Source organism: Streptomyces sp. BR1 (assembly GCF_052373795.1).
In the GTDB taxonomy this organism is placed as follows: domain Bacteria; phylum Actinomycetota; class Actinomycetes; order Streptomycetales; family Streptomycetaceae; genus Streptomyces.
Map to the genome: position 1 here is coordinate 233,119 of NZ_CM126252.1, position 20,212 is coordinate 253,330.

General features: G+C 69.4%; 20 protein-coding genes and 2 pseudogenes. 9 read left to right on the forward strand and 13 right to left on the reverse strand.

Annotated elements, in window-relative coordinates:
• Window positions 1-282 precede the first annotated feature (282 nt).
• Entirely contained in the window at window positions 283-1,422 is a 1,140-nt protein-coding gene (locus tag ACT1U9_RS01030) for a hypothetical protein (RefSeq protein WP_444538969.1), read from the forward strand.
• 53 nt (window positions 1,423-1,475) lie between these two features.
• Here ACT1U9_RS01030 and ACT1U9_RS01035 read toward each other — a convergent pair whose 3' ends face one another.
• The 7 genes from ACT1U9_RS01035 to ACT1U9_RS01065 form a co-directional block, all read right to left on the reverse strand.
• On the reverse strand, window positions 1,476-2,660 hold the full coding sequence (locus ACT1U9_RS01035) for a DUF6397 family protein (protein WP_444536455.1): 1,185 nt from the start codon (window positions 2,658-2,660) through the stop codon (window positions 1,476-1,478).
• A 120-nt stretch (window positions 2,661-2,780) separates the two neighbouring features.
• Window positions 2,781-3,191, reverse strand: a complete 411-nt coding sequence (locus tag ACT1U9_RS01040) for a roadblock/LC7 domain-containing protein (RefSeq protein WP_444536456.1) — start codon at window positions 3,189-3,191, stop codon at window positions 2,781-2,783.
• Between the two features lie 108 nt (window positions 3,192-3,299).
• The gene (locus tag ACT1U9_RS01045) at window positions 3,300-3,893 is read right to left on the reverse strand and encodes a GTP-binding protein (RefSeq protein ID WP_444536457.1); all 594 of its coding nucleotides are present in this window, start codon (window positions 3,891-3,893) and stop codon (window positions 3,300-3,302) included.
• Complete coding sequence (locus ACT1U9_RS01050; RefSeq protein ID WP_444536458.1) at window positions 3,874-4,287, reverse strand: DUF742 domain-containing protein; 414 nt, start codon at window positions 4,285-4,287, stop codon at window positions 3,874-3,876. Before ACT1U9_RS01050 ends, ACT1U9_RS01045 begins: the two co-directional genes overlap by 20 nt.
• A gap of 25 nt (window positions 4,288-4,312) precedes the next feature.
• Complete coding sequence (locus tag ACT1U9_RS01055) at window positions 4,313-4,747, reverse strand: roadblock/LC7 domain-containing protein (protein WP_444538970.1); 435 nt, start codon at window positions 4,745-4,747, stop codon at window positions 4,313-4,315.
• Complete coding sequence (locus ACT1U9_RS01060) at window positions 4,747-7,488, reverse strand: sensor histidine kinase (protein ID WP_444536459.1); 2,742 nt, start codon at window positions 7,486-7,488, stop codon at window positions 4,747-4,749. The genes ACT1U9_RS01055 and ACT1U9_RS01060 overlap by 1 nt, the downstream gene beginning before the upstream one ends.
• A 156-nt stretch (window positions 7,489-7,644) precedes the next feature.
• Complete coding sequence (locus ACT1U9_RS01065) at window positions 7,645-8,463, reverse strand: MHYT domain-containing protein (protein ID WP_444536460.1); 819 nt, start codon at window positions 8,461-8,463, stop codon at window positions 7,645-7,647.
• A 179-nt stretch (window positions 8,464-8,642) separates the two neighbouring features.
• Here ACT1U9_RS01065 and ACT1U9_RS01070 point away from each other — a divergent pair, with 179 nt between their 5' ends.
• A complete protein-coding gene (locus ACT1U9_RS01070) occupies window positions 8,643-9,242 on the forward strand; it encodes a class I SAM-dependent methyltransferase (RefSeq protein WP_444536461.1) in 600 nt (199 codons plus the stop codon).
• 31 nt (window positions 9,243-9,273) lie between these two features.
• On the opposite strand, the gene ACT1U9_RS01075 is transcribed toward ACT1U9_RS01070, so the two are convergent.
• Entirely contained in the window at window positions 9,274-10,155 is an 882-nt protein-coding gene (locus ACT1U9_RS01075) for an alpha/beta fold hydrolase (protein WP_444536462.1), read from the reverse strand.
• Between the two features lie 107 nt (window positions 10,156-10,262).
• On the opposite strand from ACT1U9_RS01075, the gene ACT1U9_RS01080 reads away from it, so the two are divergent.
• The 4 genes from ACT1U9_RS01080 (at window position 10,263) to ACT1U9_RS01095 (ending at window position 13,456) form a co-directional block, all read left to right on the forward strand.
• Complete coding sequence (locus tag ACT1U9_RS01080; protein WP_444536463.1) at window positions 10,263-10,787, forward strand: PadR family transcriptional regulator; 525 nt, start codon at window positions 10,263-10,265, stop codon at window positions 10,785-10,787.
• Between the two features lie 138 nt (window positions 10,788-10,925).
• Window positions 10,926-11,195, forward strand: a complete 270-nt coding sequence (locus tag ACT1U9_RS01085) for a hypothetical protein (protein WP_444536464.1) — start codon at window positions 10,926-10,928, stop codon at window positions 11,193-11,195.
• A 281-nt stretch (window positions 11,196-11,476) separates the two neighbouring features.
• Window positions 11,477-12,466: a hypothetical protein gene (locus ACT1U9_RS01090; RefSeq protein ID WP_444536465.1), complete on the forward strand. Its 990-nt coding sequence runs from the start codon at window positions 11,477-11,479 to the stop codon at window positions 12,464-12,466.
• A gap of 477 nt (window positions 12,467-12,943) precedes the next feature.
• A complete protein-coding gene (locus tag ACT1U9_RS01095) occupies window positions 12,944-13,456 on the forward strand; it encodes an SAM-dependent methyltransferase (protein WP_444536466.1) in 513 nt (170 codons plus the stop codon).
• A gap of 159 nt (window positions 13,457-13,615) precedes the next feature.
• Here ACT1U9_RS01095 and ACT1U9_RS01100 read toward each other — a convergent pair whose 3' ends face one another.
• From ACT1U9_RS01100 to ACT1U9_RS01110, 3 genes are all read right to left on the reverse strand, one after another.
• Window positions 13,616-14,158, reverse strand: coding sequence for an MOSC domain-containing protein (locus tag ACT1U9_RS01100; protein ID WP_444538971.1), 543 nt, complete (start codon window positions 14,156-14,158; stop codon window positions 13,616-13,618).
• A gap of 106 nt (window positions 14,159-14,264) precedes the next feature.
• Window positions 14,265-14,447, reverse strand: a complete 183-nt coding sequence (locus tag ACT1U9_RS01105) for a hypothetical protein (RefSeq protein WP_188271716.1) — start codon at window positions 14,445-14,447, stop codon at window positions 14,265-14,267.
• A 232-nt stretch (window positions 14,448-14,679) separates the two neighbouring features.
• On the reverse strand, window positions 14,680-15,759 hold the full coding sequence (locus tag ACT1U9_RS01110) for a fatty acid desaturase family protein (RefSeq protein ID WP_444536467.1): 1,080 nt from the start codon (window positions 15,757-15,759) through the stop codon (window positions 14,680-14,682).
• 608 nt (window positions 15,760-16,367) lie between these two features.
• Between ACT1U9_RS01110 and ACT1U9_RS01115 the strand changes: the two are divergent.
• Window positions 16,368-16,481 (forward strand): annotated as a pseudogene (locus ACT1U9_RS01115) (SNF2-related protein); the annotation flags it as partial.
• A 418-nt stretch (window positions 16,482-16,899) separates the two neighbouring features.
• Entirely contained in the window at window positions 16,900-18,927 is a 2,028-nt protein-coding gene (locus ACT1U9_RS01120; RefSeq protein WP_444536468.1) for a HelD family protein, read from the forward strand.
• A gap of 26 nt (window positions 18,928-18,953) precedes the next feature.
• Here ACT1U9_RS01120 and ACT1U9_RS01125 read toward each other — a convergent pair whose 3' ends face one another.
• The gene (locus tag ACT1U9_RS01125; RefSeq protein WP_444536469.1) at window positions 18,954-19,247 is read right to left on the reverse strand and encodes a DUF1330 domain-containing protein; all 294 of its coding nucleotides are present in this window, start codon (window positions 19,245-19,247) and stop codon (window positions 18,954-18,956) included.
• 176 nt (window positions 19,248-19,423) lie between these two features.
• Between ACT1U9_RS01125 and ACT1U9_RS01130 the strand changes: the two are divergent.
• Window positions 19,424-19,605: pseudogene (locus ACT1U9_RS01130) on the forward strand (winged helix-turn-helix transcriptional regulator); the annotation flags it as partial.
• A gap of 22 nt (window positions 19,606-19,627) precedes the next feature.
• Here ACT1U9_RS01130 and ACT1U9_RS01135 read toward each other — a convergent pair.
• Complete coding sequence (locus ACT1U9_RS01135) at window positions 19,628-20,155, reverse strand: winged helix-turn-helix transcriptional regulator (RefSeq protein WP_444536470.1); 528 nt, start codon at window positions 20,153-20,155, stop codon at window positions 19,628-19,630.
• Between the last annotated feature and the right edge of the window lie 57 nt (window positions 20,156-20,212).

A 20,212-nucleotide genomic window follows, 5' to 3' on the forward strand; every position in this document is an offset into this window, starting at 1 on the left:
AGCGGACACCGAGTAGGTCGTGACCCCGGAGTCTTGCTTTCCGGCGATCACCGGCCGTTCGCAATCCGTACACACGGCACACCTACCCTCGCCGGTGTCATCAGCGCCGACTGACCCATTCGTCACCCTTCGGGTGTGGGCGGAAGCACAAATTCTCTTCTGGATGAACGAGTCACTCCAGACTCCCGTCTTCACTGTTGGGCTCCGCAGGCCCCTGAGAGCAGTCGACGCACCCGGCGGGGAATCAGGAGCTGAACACACGTGCCGGTCATCAGTCAGCGGATGCACCTCGTGCTGCTCACCGCGTGGACCGCCCTCTGGTTCGTCGTGGTGGAGCCGAACGGTGGGTTCTCCTGGCACTATCTGCGCACCGGCGGGGAGCTGATCTACCAGGGGCCATCCGGCGACGGCACCGGTGGCCTCAACCTCTACGCGCACCACCCCGAGCTCCAGATGGGGCCGATCAGCTTCCTCGTCGCCGGGTTGTTCAACCCGTTCCATGAATCGACCGGCCAGTTCCTCGCCGCCGCCTTGATGTCGGTGCTCGGTCTGGTGATCGTGGTGCTGGTCGGCCGCAGCGCCGCCTGGCACTTCCTGGGCACTGGCACCAACCATCAGCGGCTGCGCCAGCGAGTCCTGATCGCAGGGCTTGCCTTCATCCCGATGTGGATCGAGGTCTCGGTCCGGTTCGGCCACCTCGACGATGTGCTGGCGCTGTTCTTCACCACCCTCGCCGTGCGCGCGGTCACCCGGGGCAACGCGGTCGGCACCGGCATCTGGCTGGCACTCGCCGTGGACTCCAAGCCGACGGCCCTTGGCTTCGCCATGCTGCTGTTCGCGCTGCCCAGGCAGTCGTGGCTGCGCGCCGGGCTGTGGTGCGCGGGGCTGATCGCCGTGGCCTGGCTGCCGTTCTTCATAGGCAACTCGGGCAGTTTCGCGGCGACCGGGTTCGCCATACCCAACCAACCCGCGTCGGCGTTGCGCTGGCTCGGTGTCGGGGATGCCGAGACACCCGGCTGGGACCGGCCCGCCCAGGCCGCGCTGAGTCTGGCACTCGGCGGGATCGCGGTCTGGCGCAAGCGCTGGGCGGCCGTGGTGCTGCTCGGCGCCAACGCCCGGATCGTTCTCGACCCGAGTGTCTACACGTACTACACGGCGTCGGTTCTGCTGGGCACGTTGCTCTGGGACGTCATCGGGCAGCGTCGGCTTGTGCCGTGGTGGAGCTGGCTCGCGTTGATCTCCCTCTACGGCACTGTCTTCGTCATCCCGGACGACTCCACGAAGGGACTGATACGGCTCGCCTTCGTGGTGGTCTCCACCGCGTACGTACTGCTGTGGCCGCAGAGGGACCGGACACGAGGGCGACGGCGCGGGCGACGGGGCAGGCCGCCCGCCACCGCGCAGCATTCGCTGCAGAACTGACATCGCCGCCGCGATCCGGCGCATGAAGCGTCGCACTCTCATCGCCGCCGGGATCAGGGTGCGGTCGTTGTCGTCGTACGAGCGGTCGTCCTGGGGCGCCTGATGCGCGCCAGCCCGCGCCGGAGCCTTCCCCGGCCAGCCACGGGCTCCACCTGTTGGGGCCTCGGGAACAGGACCGGGGCAGGCTGGTGAGCAGTGAGCGGCGGGACGGCGGGAATCGCGACCGCGGGTTCGGGAACGGCAGGGGCGGGTGTGGGTGCGGGAGCCCCGACCACAGGGTCAGCCATTGCGGCTGTGGGGATGGGAAGCGCAGGCGTCGGGCCCGGAACGGCGGGTGCGGGTGCGGGAAACGCGACCACGGGTTCAGGAACTGAGGCTGCGGGGACGGAATCCGCAACCGCGGAAGACGGAAGCGCCGCTGCCTGGAACGGTTTACGCTCCCAGTCCGGCCGGGGTGCCGGACGGGTCGAGCGAGCGACTTCGAGGGTGCGTGCGAGATCCATCCGGTACCACAGGACCTCATCCGGATCCTGGGCCAGTTGGAGCCGCTCGATGATCTCCCGGGCGGCCGGCGAGTCCGGTCCGACCCGTGTCGGCTCGGGCCGCAACCGGGCCAGATACGCCCGCTCGTACGGATCGCTCACGATCTCCGCCAGATGCGCGGCGTCCAGTGCGGTGGCGATACCCGCCGCCCGCTCCCAGGGATCTTCTGTCTGCCGCAGCAGCATCGAGGCGCGGCGCGCGCGCCAGTTGCGCGGGCGTCGGTCCTCTCCCGTCTCCAGTCGGCCCAGCAGTTCCTTCGGCAGCCGTCGGTCGGAGAGCAGCGACGGATACCGCAGGGCCATGTCGGTCAGTTCTTCGGCGAGATAGAGCCAGACCACTGCCCGGTAGCGGTTCAGATAGCACTTGACCGGTGTGAAGTGGCCGGCGCGCGCGAGACGGGTGAAGCGGTGGGTGGCGATGTCGAGCAGCTGGGACGCCTCCGTCGTACCCACCACACGGACCCGCTCGCGCAGGGCGTCCGGGAACCCTTCGGCCGAACGGATCCGCTCGATTTCCTCAACGGCGACCCGAGGTCGCGCGCTCAGGTCTTCCCGCACGGTGCGGACATGGCCGAGCTGCACGGCCAGGTCGAATTCACCCCGCTTCAGCTCCAGTTGCTGCGCGGCGCGGCCCAAGGCCAGCGTCCTGCCGCTCGCTTCGGCCGCGTCCGCTGCGGCCATGAAGTCTGTGATCATGAGGTCCTCCCCCGTGAGTGCGAATACTCTCGGTGACGACCGTAACCCTCCGTGCGGACATCTCGCTTGGCCTGTGGATAACTCCCGTCGGCCGTTCCGTGCTGCTCGAAAACCCGCTGGTCAGAGGCCGGATATGGGCGGGCCTGGGCGTCGGGCCGAGACGCCGAGGTGCTCGCCGACCCGGTTGACCAGGAGCGTCATCTCGTACGCGATCTGGCCGATGTCGGCCTCGGCCGTACCCAGCACGCACAGGCAGCTGCCGTCCCCCGCGGCCGTGACGAAGAGGACCGCCTCGTCGAACTCGACCATCGTCTGACGCACATGACCGGACCCGAAATGGCGCCCGGACCCCTTGGCCAGGCTGTGCAGCCCGGAGGACACAGCGGCAAGATGCTCTGCGTCCTCACGGGGCAGGTCGGCGCTGGCTCCGGTGACCAGACCGTCGTTGGACAGGACGATGGCGTGCCGTACGTGCTCGACCCTCTTGGTCAGGTCGTCGAGCAGCCAGTCGAGTTCCTTGTTCAGTGCCATCACGGCCTCACCCCGCTCATGTGTACCCCGTTTCCCCCAGGTCTGCGGCAAGCCTTACCCAAGGGACGCGCAGGGGCAAGCAGGTCTCCGGGGCGGAAAAGGCATCGGTTACCCGACGGAATCCAGGAGTCGGGCGGTGTGGACGCGTCCGGCGTACTCGACGAGCCGGATCAGGACCTCCTTTCCCGAGTCGCGGTCGCGGGCGTCGCACAGCACGACGGGGGTGCCTCGGTCCAGGTCGAGGGCCTGGGAGACCTCGTGGGCGCCGAAGGTGCGCGCACCGGCGAAGCAGTTGACGGCGACGACGAACGGGATGCGCCGGTGCTCGAAGTAGTCGACGGCGGGGAAGCAATCCTCCAGTCGGCGAGTGTCGGCCAGAACGACCGCACCGAGTGCTCCCTGCGAGAGCTCGTCCCACAGGAACCAGAAGCGGTCCTGTCCTGGAGTGCCGAACAGGTAGAGGGACAGCCCCGAGCGGATGGTGATCCGCCCGAAGTCCATCGCCACGGTGGTGGTCCTCTTGTGGTCGACGCCGCCTGTGTCGTCGACTGATTCGCCCGCTTCGCTGAGGATTTCTTCGGTGCGCAGCGGCCGGATTTCACTGACCGCTCCGACGAGGGTGGTCTTGCCGACCCCGAATCCGCCCGCGACCAGTATTTTCAACGCGAGGGCGGGGGTGGGGTCAGAGTGCTCGGAGGCCATCGATCACTTCTCTCAGGATCTTCTCGTCGGGTAGCAGGGCCGGTGGCACGGGACGCCGCACGGTGATGTGACCGGCTTCCAGGAGGTCGCCGATGAGGACGCGGACGACCCCGACCGGCAGGTCCGCGTCGGCTGCGAGCTCGGCGACGGACTGGGTTTCCGTCCGGCACAGAGTGAGCAGGGAACGGTGTTCAGGCCCCAGCAAGGACTCCTCGGCGACGCCTGACGCGTCGACTGCCATGGAGACGAGGGCGATGAGATCAAGCCGGAGACCGCCGACGGCAGGTTCGGTGCGCCCGCCGGTCATGGCGTACGGACGCACCAACGGGCCCGCGTCGGCGTCGTACCAGCGGCTCCCTACTGGTTTCGGAGCGTCTGCCTGGTCGTCGGTCATGGGATGGGGCGCCCTTGTCTCTCGGTCATCCAGCGGCCGGCGGCCGCATGGTGTGCCGGGGTGGCGTGTGAAGGTGCTCGCCGACGCGCTTCACGAGGCGGGCCATCTCGTACGCAATTAGCCCGATGTCCGACGTGAGCGCGGTCAGCACGGCGAGGCACGAGCCGTCCCCGGCAGCCGCTACGAAGAGGAAGCCTTCGTCCATCTCCACCATCGTCTGGCGCACACCTCCGGTGCGGAAGTGGCGTCCAGCACCCTTGGCGAGGCTGTGGAACCCGGAGGCGACGGCGGCGAGATGCTCGGCGTCCTCGCGACTGAGGTGGCTGGACGCGCCGACGGCGAGCCCGTCATTGGAGAGCACGACGGCGTGCCGGACCTCGCCGACCCGCACGACCAGGTCGTCGAGCAGCCAGTCGAGTTCCCCGGCGCGGTGTGGGAAGTCGAGCCCCTGGTGGTCCATCATGCGTGGTCTCCTTCGCTCGTGTCGTCGTCTATAGAGGCGCTGTCGACGGGGGACGTGCCGCGGGCGGCCGCGGTGACGCGGGCTGCGCCGCCGCGGGCCCAGCCGCCCATGTACGCGGTCATACGGTCCCGGACCAGTTCCGGAGTGCGTATGTCGGCTTCGGCCATCGGGGGTTCCTCGGTAGGGGCTTCGCGCAGTTGGGGGGCGAGGCTCGCCTGGCGTACGCGGCGCGGGAGTCCTTCGCCGCGGCCGCTGTCGGGGGCGACCGTACGGGCCCGTTGGCGGAGGGTGGCGACACCGGGTGATGGTGTCGTTGGCACCACGGGCGGTGGCGTCGCGCGCGTAGAGGCCGTATCGGGCTGGGCAACCAAAGTCGGACGCGCCGGGGTGGGTGTGGGGATGGCGGGCGTGTCGGTGAGTCCTGGCGCGAGGTCTTCCCTCATCACCGTGAGCGCCGCTTGGTGGTTGTGCTGGGCAGATGACGACCGGGGGTCGCCCCCAGCGACAGCATTGCGGTCACCGTGTCCGGCGGTGTGGTGCGCCATATGCACGGCCTGCTGTGCGGCGACGGTGATGGCGCGGTCCAACAGCCCTGTCGGCAGGAGGACAACCGCGGTCGTGCCACCGTACGGCGAGGTTCGCAAGTGGACCTTGATGCCGTGTCGCGCCGCGAGTCGGCTGACGACGAAGAGGCCGAGCCGGTCGGTGTCGAAGAGGTGGACCGCTTCGGAGTGCTCAATCCGGTGGTTGGCCTCGTCAAGGCTTTCCCTGCCCATGCCCAGTCCCCGGTCTTCGATCTCCAGGGCGTAGCCGTTGCCCACCGGCTCGCCGCTGACGCGCACCTTGGTGTGCGGTGGCGAGAACTGGGCGGCGTTCTCGACCAGTTCGGCGAGCAAGTGGGTGAGGTCGGCGACGGCTCCTCCGGTGACCGCCGCCTCCGGAAGTTGGCGCACCTCTACGCGCGCGTAGTCCTCGACTTCGGAGACCGCCGCCCGTACGACGCTGGTGAGCGGAACCGGAACGCTCCACGCCCGGCCGGGAGCAGCGCCGGACAGGATGATCAGGCTTTCGGCATGGCGGCGCATCCGGGTGGTGAGATGGTCGAGCCGGAACAGATCGCCCAGCTCGCCCGGATCCTCGGCGCGACGCTCCATGCTGTCGAGCAGATTGAGCTGGCGATGGACGAGCACCTGACTGCGCCGGGCCAGGTTGACGAAGACTCCGGAGATGCCGCTCGCCAGTTCGGCGCGCTCCACAGCAGCGGCAAGGGCGGCCCGGTGGACGGTGCCGAGTGCCTCCCCGACCTGCCCGATCTCATCCTCGGGCACCGGCCCTCGGGGCGCCTCGGACTCGACGTCGAGATCCTCCCCCGCCCTCAACCGGCCCATGGCAGCGGGCAGTTTGCGGCGGGCGATCTCCAGGGCGGTATTGCGGAGACTGACGAGCTCGACGACCAGACCCCGGCCGATGCGTACGGAGATGACAAGAGAGGCGGCGACTGCGACGAGGCCGAAGAGTACGGCCGCGCCGGCTGGGGTGATGAGGCCTCGCGCGATCGGGTCGGCGCGGCCGACGACATCGCGCGCGGCGCCGCTCTCGATGTCGCGCATGCCCTTCTGGACAGTGCCGAGCGCGTCCTCCCACGACGGCTCCGCAACAACCTGGGCCGCATCGTGACCGGGTGCGGCGGCCAGCACCTTGTCCTCGGACGTATGGAGCGCGGCGTAGGCGGGCTGCTTGCCGAGGGTGTGCCATGCCGCTTGTTCGGCGCCGCTCAGGTCGGTGGTGGCCGCGTCGGTGAGGGTGCGGCGGGAGTCGACCGCACCGGTGAACCTGGCGTGATGGGCAGCGGTGAATACGCGGGTCAGCTGGGCGGAGGTGAGTAACGCGTCTTCACGGGCGAGCATTTCGCCGGCGCGGGCGAACTCGTACACCACGCGCGCGTCGGAGCCGAGTTCCGCATCCTGGATACCGGTGAGGGCTCCGGTGACGTCGAAGGCCGAGGTGATGGTGTCGGTGTACTGCTGATATGTGGTGTCCCAGTTCGCTCGGCGATCCACGATGTCGGTCCGGAGAACCGACAGACGCTGGGCCCGGGCGACGAACTGCCGCAGTCGACCGGCCGCATCACCCGGCAGGTCCCCGGAGTCGGCGACGGTGTTCCTCTCCCCCAGTCGGAGTCGCCCGATCGCAGCGTCCGTCCGCTTGGCCTGCTGGGCCAGCGCGGCCGAGCGGTCGTCGGCGGGTGCAGCCAAGTACCGGACCGCGGCTCGCCGTTCGGCCTGCAGTTCCGTGATGGCGGCGGCCACCGGCGTGCGGACCTGCTCGTCGACGCGGCGAACCTCACGCAGTGCGGAGACGTCCTGCGCGGTCGTGACGGTGGCGAATCCCCAGAGGGCAAGCAGCGAGACGACCGGAACCATCAGCAGAGAAACGATTTTTGCCCGGACCGTCGTCGGCTTCAGCCGTCCCCTCAGCCAGGCGCCGGGCCCGAACCTGACCGCCCCGGTCCCGGGCCCAGACCAGGACCCGCCATCCACCGCTGGGCTCACTCCACGCTCATACACCCCGACCCCTTCGGACCGGTCCGTCCCAGCGAAATGTTCGTCGGCGCCGGAGCGCTCGGCGGCCGAATATTCCTCGGCGGCGGGCGGGCCGGCATGCGCACGTCGGCCGCGGGCGGGTGACGGTGGAAGCGGCCGGGGGACGGCGCCCGGGGCCTTGCGGGGTATGCGCACGGATCGCCTCATTTACGGGAAACGGTTCTGCGTGAAGGGGAACGGTTCTGCGGAATTCCGAGGAACTTCCGTTCGGGGAGCGGAACTTCGATGCGGAGAAGGCCGTTGTGAGAGTGGGTGGGTTTGAGACAGCGGTGGCGCAGACGGTGAACGGGGTCACCTGGACGCGTTAGTTGGATGAGGGATGACCGCGTCGACCGAGATGGCGGGATCGTCGGATTCTGCGAACTCAGCGGAGCGGTACGCCGAGCGTTCGCGGGCCGTCGGTGAGAGCGCGACGAAAGCAGAGGTGATGAAGAGGTAGGAGCCGAGTCCGACAGCGAGGGGGAAGATGAACTGCATGGCCGTGGCTCCGGGCAGTCCGCCGCCGGACGGGGTGACGTGTACGCTCACCGCGATCATTCCGGTGTAGTGCATGCTGCTGACGGCCGCGCCCATGACGAGAGCCGCGACGGCAACGGCGGCAGGGGACTTGATGTTGAGTCCCGCCCATAGGGCAGCCGTGGCCGCGACGACGGCGATGACCACGGAAAGGCCCACGAGAGCCGGGTCGTAGTGGATCTGGCCGTGCATTCGAAGAGCCGCCATGCCGAGGTAATGCATGCTGGCCACGCCGAGGCCGGTGGTGAGGCCGCCCAGCAGCAGGGCCCGGGTGCGGTCCTTGCCATAGCCGACGGCGAAGACTCCCACGCCGACGACGATCATCGCGACGAGCAGACTGAGGAGGGTGAGTGGAACGTTGTAGTGGATGTCCGTGCCGGTGACGGCGAACCCGAGCATCGCCACGAAGTGCATGGTCCAGATGCCGGTGCCGATCGCGGACGCGGCGGTGACGAGCCAGTTGCGCCGGGAGCGGCCGGTCACACCGAGCGCCCGTACGGTGCAGCGCAGCCCGAGAGCTGCGCCGATGCAAGCCATCAGATACGACAGCACGGGGGTCAGCCAGCCAAAGGCGGCGTGGTCCAGGTGTCCCATGACCCCGGGACGGTAGTCCGGAAGGGGGCGCGCCGCTGGGGCGCATTTCGAAAGCTGTTGAAATTTGACACAACTGCGCTACCGAACGATCGAGCAGGGTTCGAACGTGCGCATCGAGCATGTGTTTCAGCCATCCACGCCAGGGTGGAGGGGGCGAGTCAATGAGGGATCATGGGCACATGGCCGACGACCACATGCGCGTTCAGGAATTCTTCGGTGTCCGGGCTGCGGACTGGGACAGTCGCTTTCCGGACGACGGTCCGGCGTATGCGGCGGCTGTCGCGGAGCTGGGGCTGCGTGCGGGGGACACCGTGCTCGACGCCGGCTGCGGGACCGGCCGGGCGCTGCCACCGCTGCGGGATGCGGTGGGCCCCGCGGGGACCGTGCTCGGGGTCGACCTGACGCCCGAGATGCTCGAAGCGGCAGTGCAGGCCGGGCGTGACGAGGTCGGACGGCTGCTGTTGGGCGATGTGGCCCGGCTGCCGCTGCGGACGGGTTCGCTGGACGCGGTCTTCGGTGCGGGTCTGATCTCGCATCTGCCCGAACCGGAGGAGAACCTGCGGGAGTTGGCGCGAGTGGTGCGGCCGGGCGGGCAGCTGGCGCTCTTCCACCCCATCGGGCGCGCGGCCCTCGCCGCGCGCCAGGGGCGGCAGATCACGCGGGACGATCTGCGAGCGGAGCCGCAGTTGCGGCCACTGCTCGCGGGGGCGGGATGGCGGTTGGTGTCGTATGTGGACGAGGACTCGCGATACCTGGCGCTCGCGGTGCGCGAGAAGTAGCAGGAGGGGTGGTGGTGGGCCCGCGTGACGGTTACGGTCGGTCAGCGATCGCCCGGACGAAGGCGATCGGGTTGTCGAACATGATGTTGTGGCCCGCGTTCGGTACGACCTCGACGTGGACCCCCGAGGCGATGAGCTCGTCGCGGCCCGCGAGGTCGTCGTCGATTCCACCGACCAGATAGGTGCGGTCGATGGGCAGGCCCATCAGCAGGTGGCGCATGGTGGGCCGCGTGCCTCGTACGAGGCCGACGGCCGTGCGGTGCAGGGCGAGTGGGTCGGCGAGCCGCATCGTTGCCGCCCACAGCGGGCCGATCCGGTCCAGGACGGCTGCGAAGCCGCCGCCATGGACAAAGTCGTCCTCGGTGTATGTGGCGATCCCGCTGCTCCCGGCCGCCGGAGTGGGGTGGGGATCGAGGTTGGCCTCGGTGAGGACCAGGCGGGACACGAGGTCGGGACGGCGGGCGGCCAGGACGATGGCGACCGCGCCGCCCATGCTGTGCCCTGCCACCTCAGCCCCGGTGGCACCTGCGGCGTCGATCGCGGCGGCGAGGGCGTCCGCGTGTTCCTCCAGGCTGTAGCCGAAGTCGGCGGGGCGGTCGCTGATGCCGTGGCCGGGCAGGTCCACGAAGAGCTGCCTGCGGGAGGCGAGTTCGGGGGTGGCGGCGATGTGGGCGTGGTAGATGGTCGAGGCCGAGCCGAGCCCGTGTACGTACACGAGGGGCGGCTTGGATCCATCAGGCCCGCTCAAGCTGTCGGGCCCACTTGAACCGTCTGGCGTGCTCGAACCGTTCGGCCGCTTCGGCTTCGGTCCATCCGGCTTCGGGTCCCCGAGGCTCACGCCTTCCCGGTTCGCTCCCGCCGACTCGGTCCACCGGATCTGGCTGCCCTGCTCGTCGAACGCGGTCTGTCGCATGGTCCACTCCCCCGTTATGCCTGCTGGCTGTGCGTGCATCGCGACTATACATCGGCATCGAGGTACTACGATAGCGATGTATCCCGCGGGTACGGCAGAATGCGGGCATGCTTGAGCTCGCCATCTTGGGATTTCTGTATGAAGCGCCACTGCACGGCTATGAGCTGCGCAAACGCATCACGGCGCTGACCGGGCATGTGCGTCCGGTGGGCGAGAGCACCCTCTATCCGGCGATCAAGCGGCTGGAGAAGGCCGGGTTGCTCGCGCGGGAGACGCAGCCGGGGGTGGGGGCGGCGCCCCGCCATGTGCTCACGCTCACCGACGAGGGCCGGGCGGAGTTGCTGCGGCGGCTCGCCGAGCCCGAGCAACTGGAGATCACGGACGAGAACCGGTGGTTCACACTGCTCGCTTTTCTGCGGCACCTGTCCGAGCCGAAGCTGCAGGCGGCGGTGCTGCGTCGGCGGTTGAGCTTCCTCGAAGAGCCGGCGAGCTTTTTCTACGACGGTGAACGACCGCTCGCGGCCGAGGAGTTGGACGACCCGTTCCGGAGCGGAATCCTCGTGGTGGCCCGGGCTACGAGTGCGGCGGAGCTGAAGTGGTTGCGTACCACGCTTCGTACGCTCGAATCCTGAGCGGTCGCGCGGGCGGGTTCGGGCGGACGCCGCGCGATTCCTTCCTTTGCCCGGCGTTCAACTCTACGTTGAGGAAGGACGTTTGGTGGGCATCTCATGGGCAACTTGTGAGAAGCACCCATCGGGAAGGCAGTCCGGATGTTTCGTTTGTTCGGCAGAGTCCGGAAACCGGCACGGCGTGAGCCCGTACGGCAGCACAACATATTCGAGGCGGCGGCCATGTACGTCGCGGCCTGCGCGGACGACGACCAGGAGACACTCGACGAGGTGGCGGGGTGGGTGTCTCCCGAGGCGATGTCCTTCGGCGTGCGGGAGTTGGCGTGCCGCGCGGTGATCGCGCTGGCGCGTGAGCGCGACGAGTCGCCGCAGGCCGTCGCGCGGTCGCTGATGGGGCTGCCGGTCAGCTGATCCCTCCGCCCTCGGCGCTCATCGGGACAGCGCCGGATTCAGAGCACTGACCGGAGAGCGCCGCTGGGGAGTGCCCCCTCCCCACCCAACACGCCCGATCCTGGCGTACATCGGCTGATCTCGCCTGATCCATCTGATCTTGGCGGATCTCGTCGTGCGGCGTCTCCATGCCGTCTGATCTCGGCTGTTGCCATCTGCGGCGCCCGGTGCCGCAAACCCTCGACGATCGGCTTGTGGAGTAGCTATGGTGCGCCGACGAGCGATCCGAAGGGGTGGGTTCCGTGACCGGGACGGACGAGGCGGCGGCCGCCACAGCCGAGGCCGAGGCGGCCGTGACAGCCGATGAAGCGCTGTATGTGCTCACGGCGGTGTTGCTGACGCCCGCGCAGTTCCCCAGCGTGCTCGGCGACGACTTCCCGGAGGCGTGCGCGGCGCTCGGCCTCGAACCGTACGCGGGCGGGTACGGGATGGTCCTCGGCCAGGACGGAGCCGGCGCGCGCTGGACCGTGGTCGTCGACGACGTCTCGCTGGTCGCGGTCGCGATCGCGTCCTGGGACTGCGGCATGGAGTACGACCTGTCGCCGGACGAGCGTACGGTGGTCGCCGCGCTGCCCGGCTGGCCGCTGGAACTCGCCGTCGCCGCGCCGGGAGTTGCCCCGCCGCACGACCCCGAGCCCGAACCGGACGAGGACGGTACGGTTCGGCCGCCCCTCACCCCGCCCGACACGAGTGTGTGGGGCTCGCCGCAGCGGCGCCTCGGCGCCGACGAGGTCGCGTTGCAGTGGGCGATGTGGCGTGAGCAGATCTCCGGCGGCGACGAGGATGAGGTGGCGAGCCCGGACGGTGAGGCCGAGGCGGCGAGCCCGGCTGCCGAAGGGGCGGCGGACGACCAGGTCGACGACCAAGCGGACGACGCCGACCGCCGCCTTGACGACGACGCCCCGCCGGTCACAGCCGGGGACGACGACAGCGAAGGCACCCCCGACTCCGCCCCGGACGAGCTCAACGCGCGCGTAGAGCAAGTGCTGGCCGAGGTGCGGGAGTACCTTGACTCCCCTCCCCCGCTCGGGCGCGTGCGGTCGAGCTTTGCGCCGGGTGGGGCGCGGATGCTGCGGGCGGATGGTCCGGGGTGGTCGATGGTCGCCAGGACCGACGACATCGCGTTCATACTGCTCGACGACGAGCCCGGCCAAGTGGTGCCGGTGGGGCGCGGGCCGCAGTTGCCGGGGCTGCTCGAAGCCCTGGACGCCATGGCCGTACGGCCGTCCTGAGCCCGCACGCCCCGACGCCACCACCCCGGCCCGGTCACCGCGCCCGTCAGTAACCCTTCAACACGCACCGCCCGGTCCACCAGCAACGCCTCTATGGCCACATCCTTGCCGGATGACGGCAGAGCGCGTCCAGTCCGGCCCGCCACGCCTCATCCCACCGTGCCGCGCTCGCGTAGCAACCGGGCCGTTCGGCGCGCGGTCCCGGTGGGGTGTTCAAGGGCGGGAACGGCAGGGCGCCGAAGCGGGTACTGGTCCACTCGGGGGTCAGCGGCTGGGGTGGGGTGGAGTGGGCCATCAGCGATCACTGTGGGATCGGACGGCCTCCTTTCGGATCATCATGCGTACGATCCTGACAGCCCGTCGATCACGGGCGGAACGCAATGACGAGTACGCCGGGGGGCGTTCGCGTACGCCGGGAGCCGCCCCGGGACGCGGTGAACCGGTGTCCTATACGGGCGGCATACGGGAGGAACGCGCATGGCTGGTGAGGGTGAAGTGGGCGGGTTCGGCGGCGAAGTGGTGTGCCGTCCGGTGGCACGCGTCGTCGGTGGGCGGGTGGAGGTGGTCGACGACCACTGGGGCGGCGAGTCGGCGGTGATCCGGCTCGATGCCGAACAGTTCGGCCCCGACGCGCTGTTCGGGCTCGCGGAGTTCTCGCATCTGGAGGTCGTCTACCACTTCGACCAGGTGCCGCCCGAGAAGATCGAGTCGGGGGCCCGGCACCCGCGCGGCAACCCCGACTGGCCACTCGTCGGGATCTTCGCCCAGCGCGGCAAGAACCGGCCGAACCGGCTCGGGGTCTCGCGCTGTCGACTCGTGAAGGTCGACGGGCTCGATGTCCATGTGACCGGCCTCGACGCGGTGGACGGCACGCCGGTGCTGGACATCAAGCCGTACATGGCCGAGTTCGGACCGCGCGGCGAGACGGTCCAGCCGGCCTGGTCGGCGGAGCTGATGCGGGACTACTACGCGGGTGAGGCGGGAGCGTAGAGCGGCGCGGGCGACTTAGGCCGCCACCCATCCCGGCGGCACTCCCGGCCACGTCTCCACCCACCCCGGCAGCACTCCCGGCCACGCCGTCACCCACCCCGGCGGCGCACCGGGCCGCCTCGTAGCCCGCCCCCGCCCCCCACCAGCGCTCGCCCCGACTCAGACCTGTTCGAGCGCGCGGTGAGGCTCCGTCGGGAGCTGCACCTGGATCGGGTCGCCGGGCCGGATCACACCGCCCGCCAGGACCACGCTCATGATCCCGGCCTTGCGCACGACTGCGCCCGTCTCGTCGCGGCCGACGACCTGCTTGAGCAGACCGTTCTGGAAGGTGTCGATCTGCAGGCAGGGGTTGCGCAGGCCGGTTATCTCGACGACAGCCTCCGCTCCGATGTGCAGCAACGTGCCGGCGGGCAGGGAGAGCAGGTCGAGACCGCCCGTCGTGATGTTCTCGCCGAGCTGGCCGGGGAGGACCTCGAAGCCCTTCTCGGCCACTTCACCGAACAGTTCCTCATGGATGAGGTGGACCTGGCGCAGGTTCGGCCGAGTGGGGTCCTGGGCCACCCGGGAGCGGTGTTTGACCGTCACGCCCGCGTGGACGTCGCCCGCCACGCCGAGACCCGAGAGCAGGGTGATGCTGTCCCTGTTCGGCTTGGTGAACGAGTACTCGCCGTTGCTGCTGACCGCTGTGACCGTTCCGCCCATCGCGCGGACCCCCTTGCCTGCCGTGCCGTCGATCACCGCGACCCTATCCCGGCGCGGCAGCGAGCCGTCCGGGCGGTCGGGGAGCCTCCCGGACGGTCTCAGCAGGTCAGCGGCCGAGTTCCTTGCGGGTGATGTGGCGCAGCCGGCGGCGCTGGCTCGGGTCCAGCATCAGATAGGCCACGACGGGCACCCCTATGAGCACCAGCAGCGCCGGCAGGAATCCGATCAGCGGGATCAGAATGAGTCCCACCACCACTCCACCGGCGGCGATCATCGCGCGCTTCGACATGTCCGTCGCCTCCTTCGCGGCTGCTTCCGCCGCCGCTCTCTGTCTGGGGAACGTGTGGGGATCTCCCCCGGTTCCGCCGCCCGGCACCCGATTACGTCCACATGTCCCGAATCCGTCATCCGCACCGGATCGGACCGCATCGCACACCGGCCGTCTGCTTCCACTATGCGGCGCGCCCCCGTCGTACGGCCTCCTCCCGGAGTACGACGACGCGGGCACATCCGCGCTCCGGCTATCCCGCCCCACCCCGCCGCAGCGGCGCCCCCACCGCGTGCATATGCCGCAGGGCCTGCCGGTAGGAGTCGATCAGCGAGGTCTCCGTGTACGGGATGCCGACCGCCCGGCAGTGGGCGCGCACCATCGGCTGGACGAGGCGCAGGTGCGGGCGGGGCATGCTGGGGAAGAGGTGGTGCTCGATCTGGTAGTTCAGGCCGCCCAGGAACCAGTCGGTCAGGAGTCCGCCGCGTACGTTGCGCGAGGTCAGGACCTGGCGGCGCAGATGGCCCCAGCCCTCGTCGTCGGCGTCCGGCATCTCCATGCCCTTGTGGTTCGGCGCGAACGTCATGCCCAGGTGGAGCCCGAAGAGGGCGTGGTGGAGCAGCGCGAAGACCAGCGCCTTGCCGGTCGAGAGCACGGTGAGGAGCAGCGTCGCGTATCCGGCGAGGTGGGCGATGAGCAGCAAAGCCTCGACGACGCGTTCGCGCGGCGGCTGCCTGCGCAGGTCCTGGAAGCCGTACACCTTCAGCGCGATGCCTTCGAGCAGCAGCATCGGGAAGAAGAGCCGGGCCTGGTTGCGGGTGAGCCAGCGGGCGAAGCCCTCGCGGCGCTCGGCCTGCTTCTCGGTCCACACCATCGCGCCGACGCCGACGTCCGGGTCCTTGTCGACGTGGTTGGGGTTGGCGTGATGCCGGTTGTGCTTGTCGTTCCACCAGGCGTAACTCATGCCGAGCAGCAGATCGCTGTGGATCAGGCCGATGATCCTGCCCGCGCGTCGGCCGCGGGTTATCTGGGCGTGGCCGGCGTCGTGCCCGAAGAACGCGGTACGGGCCCACAGCACGGCGAGCGGTACGGCGTACAGCAGGGTCCACCAGGTGTCGCCGGTGAGCGCCATGGCCGTGACGGTCGCGGCGAGGGCGAGGAAGTTGACGGCGATGCCCGCCGCGTACCAGCCCGTGCGCCGCTCCAGCAGCCCCTGCCCCTTCACCGCCTTGAGGAGCGGGGTGAACTCGCTGCTCCGGCCGACGGGACGCGGAGGGGGCGCGAGCCTCACCGCGGTCGCGTCGGACTCGGCGTTCACGATGGCCTGGGGCATGACGGATCTCCGGTCGTTGGCGGGTCGGCAGTCGGTGGGAAGTCCCTCGCAGTCACCTGCGCTGACCTCATGAAACGTACGAATCCGGGGGCCATTGCCACCATGGCGCCACCACCCGGACCGCCGGGGGGACTGTCCCGGGGGCGGGGTGGTGCTGACGCCACCCCGAGAGGTCGGGTGCACCGGTAGGGGTTGCCCGCAGGGGCACGAGCCGCGGCTCGAACAGTGACCCAGGTCACGGCGTGAAGACGCCCGGTCGGCGCCCGCGCCCGGTACCCTCGGCGATTCCGACCCGCAGTAGTCAAGTTTGAGGAATGTGTCATCACCGGTCACACTCTCCCCACGCCCGCAACCGCGCCCACACCCGCCGCACTCGACGAACTCGCCCGCTGCCACGTCGCCTTCCTGCCCGCCGACCCCGCCCGCACCGGCCGTATCGCCTTCTGGCACGCCGACGACACCGCACCGACCGCCTTCCCTGACCACGTCGACGAGCTGACGGCGGTCGCGGCCGAGGTGTGGGCCGAATCGGGCGCTGCCGCAGGTGGGGTTCGGGCCACGCGCACATATGGACGCGCTGGTCGCGCCGCGCCACGCGCGCGTACGCGATCGAACAGCCCCCAGCGCTCGCCGCGCAGCTACGCGGCCTCAACTGGCTCGCGGACATGACCTCGTTGGGGCTCGGCGGCTGTCTCGCCGACGACATGGGTCTGAGCAAGACCCGTCACCCTCATCTTCCCTGTCAAGTCAGCATGTTGATTCGTTGAGGTCCGGCATCCGGACGGCACACGGCGGCGGGAACACCGCCCAACTCGCCGCGTCGCACAACCGGATCACGGCGGCCTCCGGTGTCCACATGTGGAATGCAGGCCAGCCCCGTCCCGGCCTGTGACGCGACCACGAACCTTTCCGTGGATTCACTGCTTTCCCATGCACGGGAAAGCATCACCGGCATTCAAGGGAAACGACGGAATGCATGACACGAAGTGCGGTCAGCCGTAAGGACATAGACGCAACAAGTAAGTCAAGACTTACCTTTAGGGAACTTTGGCCGTATGGTGCGGCTCGAATCGAAGGAGCCCCTTGTTGTCACACATAAATGATTCTGCCGTGCGGGCGGTTGAATCGGAGCAACGTTACGTGTCCTCATTGTATGAGCTGCTCACCGAGCGGCTTTCCGAGGCGCGAGCGAACCGGGCGAGTGTGTTGAAGGCCCCGGCGGACGGCGCCGGTGAGGCGTACGAGAGAGAGATCGCCGCCGACCGTCTGACCAAGGAGATCCGCCGGCTGGAAGGCGCCGAAAAGGGGCTGGTCTTCGGGCGTATCGACTGGACGGATGGCACGGCCCTGCGCATCGGGCGAATCGGACTGCACACGGAGGAGGACGAACTGCCGCTGCTCGTGGACTGGCGCGCGAACGCGGCGCGGCCCTTCTACGAGGCGACACCGGTCCACCCGATGGATCTGAGGCGGCGCCGGCACCTGCGCCTCAAGGAGCGCACGGTCGTCTCGGTGAGCGACGAACTGCTCGACGGGACCGACCCGACCGACGAAGACGTCGTGGGGGACGGCCCGTTGACCGAGGCTCTGTCGGCACGGCGTACGGGCAGGATGCACGCGGCTGTCGCGACGCTGCAGGCCGAGCAGGACGAGATCGTCCGCTCCGCCCACCGCGGGGTGACCGTCGTGCAGGGCGGGCCCGGCACCGGCAAGACGGTGGTCGCCCTGCACCGGGCGGCCTACGTCCTGTACGCGTTCCCGCGCGCCGCGGAGGAAGGGGTCCTCGTGGTGGGCCCCAACGCCCGTTTCCTCGACTACATCTCCCAGGTCCTTCCCTCGCTCGGGGAGAACGACGTCGATCTGGCGACCTGTCAGGAACTTGCCGGAGTGTCCCCGGACGCGGTGGACCCGTTCGAAACGGCGCGCCTCAAGGGCGGCCTGGACCTCGCCGACGCCCTGGCCGGCCTGCTGCGAGACCACCAGGCCCCCGCCGGTGACTTCACCGTCCGGGTCGGGCAGGAACTGGTCCATCTGTCCGAGAAGGAGGTCGCCACCGCACGCGCCGCCGCTCTGGCGGCCGCATCCGGCCACAACCCCGCGCGCCAGGCGTTCAAGGAACTCCTGGTCGACGCCGTCACCAACGCGATGCAACGGGACATGGGCGACCTCCTGGAGCAGATCGACGCCGATGCCGAGCAGATGACGGGCCTGAACCTCGACCGGTTCACGGGGGTCGCCCAGCGCCGTGCCGAGGGCGCTGCCGACCCGGGTCCGGTCCACGAGCTGGACCTGGACGCCATCGGGGCCGATCTCCTCGACGACGCCGGTGTCGACCGGGCGGTCGAGGCACTGTGGCCGCGGCTGGCACCCGGCAACCTCGTGAAGGCACTGCTGACGGATACCGACGCCCTGGCCGAGCGTCTGCCGACCCTGACCCCGCAGGAGCAGTCCCTTCTCCTGCGTGCCCCGGACGCCCCGTGGACCGATGCGGACGTGCCGTTGCTGGACGAGGCGGCGAGCCTGGTCGACGGCCCGCCCAAGCGCACGTACGGGCATGTCGTCGTCGACGAGGCGCAGGAACTGACCGCTATGCAGTGGCGGATGATCGTCCGCCGCTGCCCGGCGAGGGCGATGACGCTGGTGGGTGACTTCGCCCAGTCGGGCCCGGCCACGACGGCACGCGACTGGAAGGAAGCCCTGAGCCCGCATGTCGGGACGCGGTTCAGGCTGCACGACCTGACGGTCAGTTACCGCACCACGCAGGAGATCCTGGAGAGCGTCCGGGACCTGCTCGCGCGGATCGCTCCGGACCAGCGGCCCACGCGGTCACTGCGCAGCGGTGAGAGCCCGCGCACCGTGACCACGCATGGGGACGGGTTGGTCACCGCCGTCATGGAGGAACTGCGCGCCCAGAGCACCGCGCAGCCGGACGACCTCCTGGGAGTGATCTGCGCGGACACCAGGGTGGGCCAGTTGACGGCTCACGGCATCGCCGACCACGCACGCATCGTGCCCGCGTCCGAAGCACGTGGCCTTGAGTTCGACGGGGTCATCGTCCTGAACCCCGACGAGATCATCACGGCCCGCCCCGGCGGGGAGAGGGACCTGTACGTGGCCCTGACCCGGGCCACCAAGCGCCTGTGCACCATCACCACCCAGCCCGCATGATGGCGCGGAGAACGTCAGTAGGCCGGTCAGTCGGCGCCTTCGACGATACGGAAGTCGCGCTCGACGCCGTCGGAAAGGACGACCAGCGCCTCCTGGTATGCCGCGCTCTCGCGTGCCGCGACCGCCTGTTCAAAGGTGTCGAACTCGATCAGGATGGTGCGCTCGGCGATTCCGGCGTCGTGGGCGACGACCCGACCGCCGACAGCGAGCCTCCGCCCGCCCCCGGCCTGGACGGCCGGACCAGCCAGCTTGTTGTAGGCGGCTAGCTTCTCGGGGTCGGAAATGGTGCGGTAGACGCTGACCCAGTAGCCCTTGGGCATGGAAACCTCCTGTGTTCGGACAAGCGCGCCAGGCTTCGAGTCGACACTCGGATTGATCAGCCCCGGCGACGGATCACCGGGCATTTCAGAGGGCGGTTCGCAAGGAACTGGCCGATTGTGGTGCGCTGTTGGAAAAGGCGATGTCTCAGTCGAAACCCGAAGCGCAAGGAGTAGGCATGGAAGCCAGAACTCCTCGGCCGGGTTCACCGGTACGAGGGTCCGATTCAGGGCGCCCGGTCATGGCTGCACTCGATCTGCTCGGGCGGCGCCGAACGCTGCGCATCCTGTGGAACTGAGCCAAGCCCCTGCAGGCTTCCGGGAGTTGCAGCGCCGTTGTGAACGCATGTCATCGAGCGTGCCCAACCCAGGCCGCGCGGGCGTCAGTCGGCCGAACCCCTCTCGGGCGTCCCGTCGCCCACGGCATCGGGATGCGAGGTGCCGCCGGTGGGCCGCTCGCTGTTGCGGTGCGCCGGTTGCGGGTCGAGCGTCGCCGCCCAGCGGTTCGACCACTGGGCGAGGGGGCCGAGTGCGAGGCAGGCATCCCGCCCCAGTGGAGTGAGCTCGTACCGGCTGTCGGGTAGTTGGTGAACCACGTGGGCATCCAGCAGTTCGGTCAGGCGCTGCCGCATCACGCTGGAGGACATGTCGTCGCACTGCTTCTGCAGGGGGCGGAACCCAAGGGGACCCCCGCGCAGCTCCCAAAGGATGCGCAGGCTCCACCGCCGTCCGAACAGGTCGAGTGCGGCCATGAGGGGACGACCGGTGGTCGAGCCACGAACTGGCTTGCCGGGCTTAGGAGTTGGCATGGCGTGGAATCCAGCCTCCAAGGTTGATGCTTCGAGTTCCGAAACGCTACCATCGGCAATCGCTTCGGAAAACGAAACGAAGGGGACCGTGGTGGCAACCACCCACCCGCGTCGCCTCGCACCGTGCACTGCGGAATCCCACGATCACCGCCTGGGAGC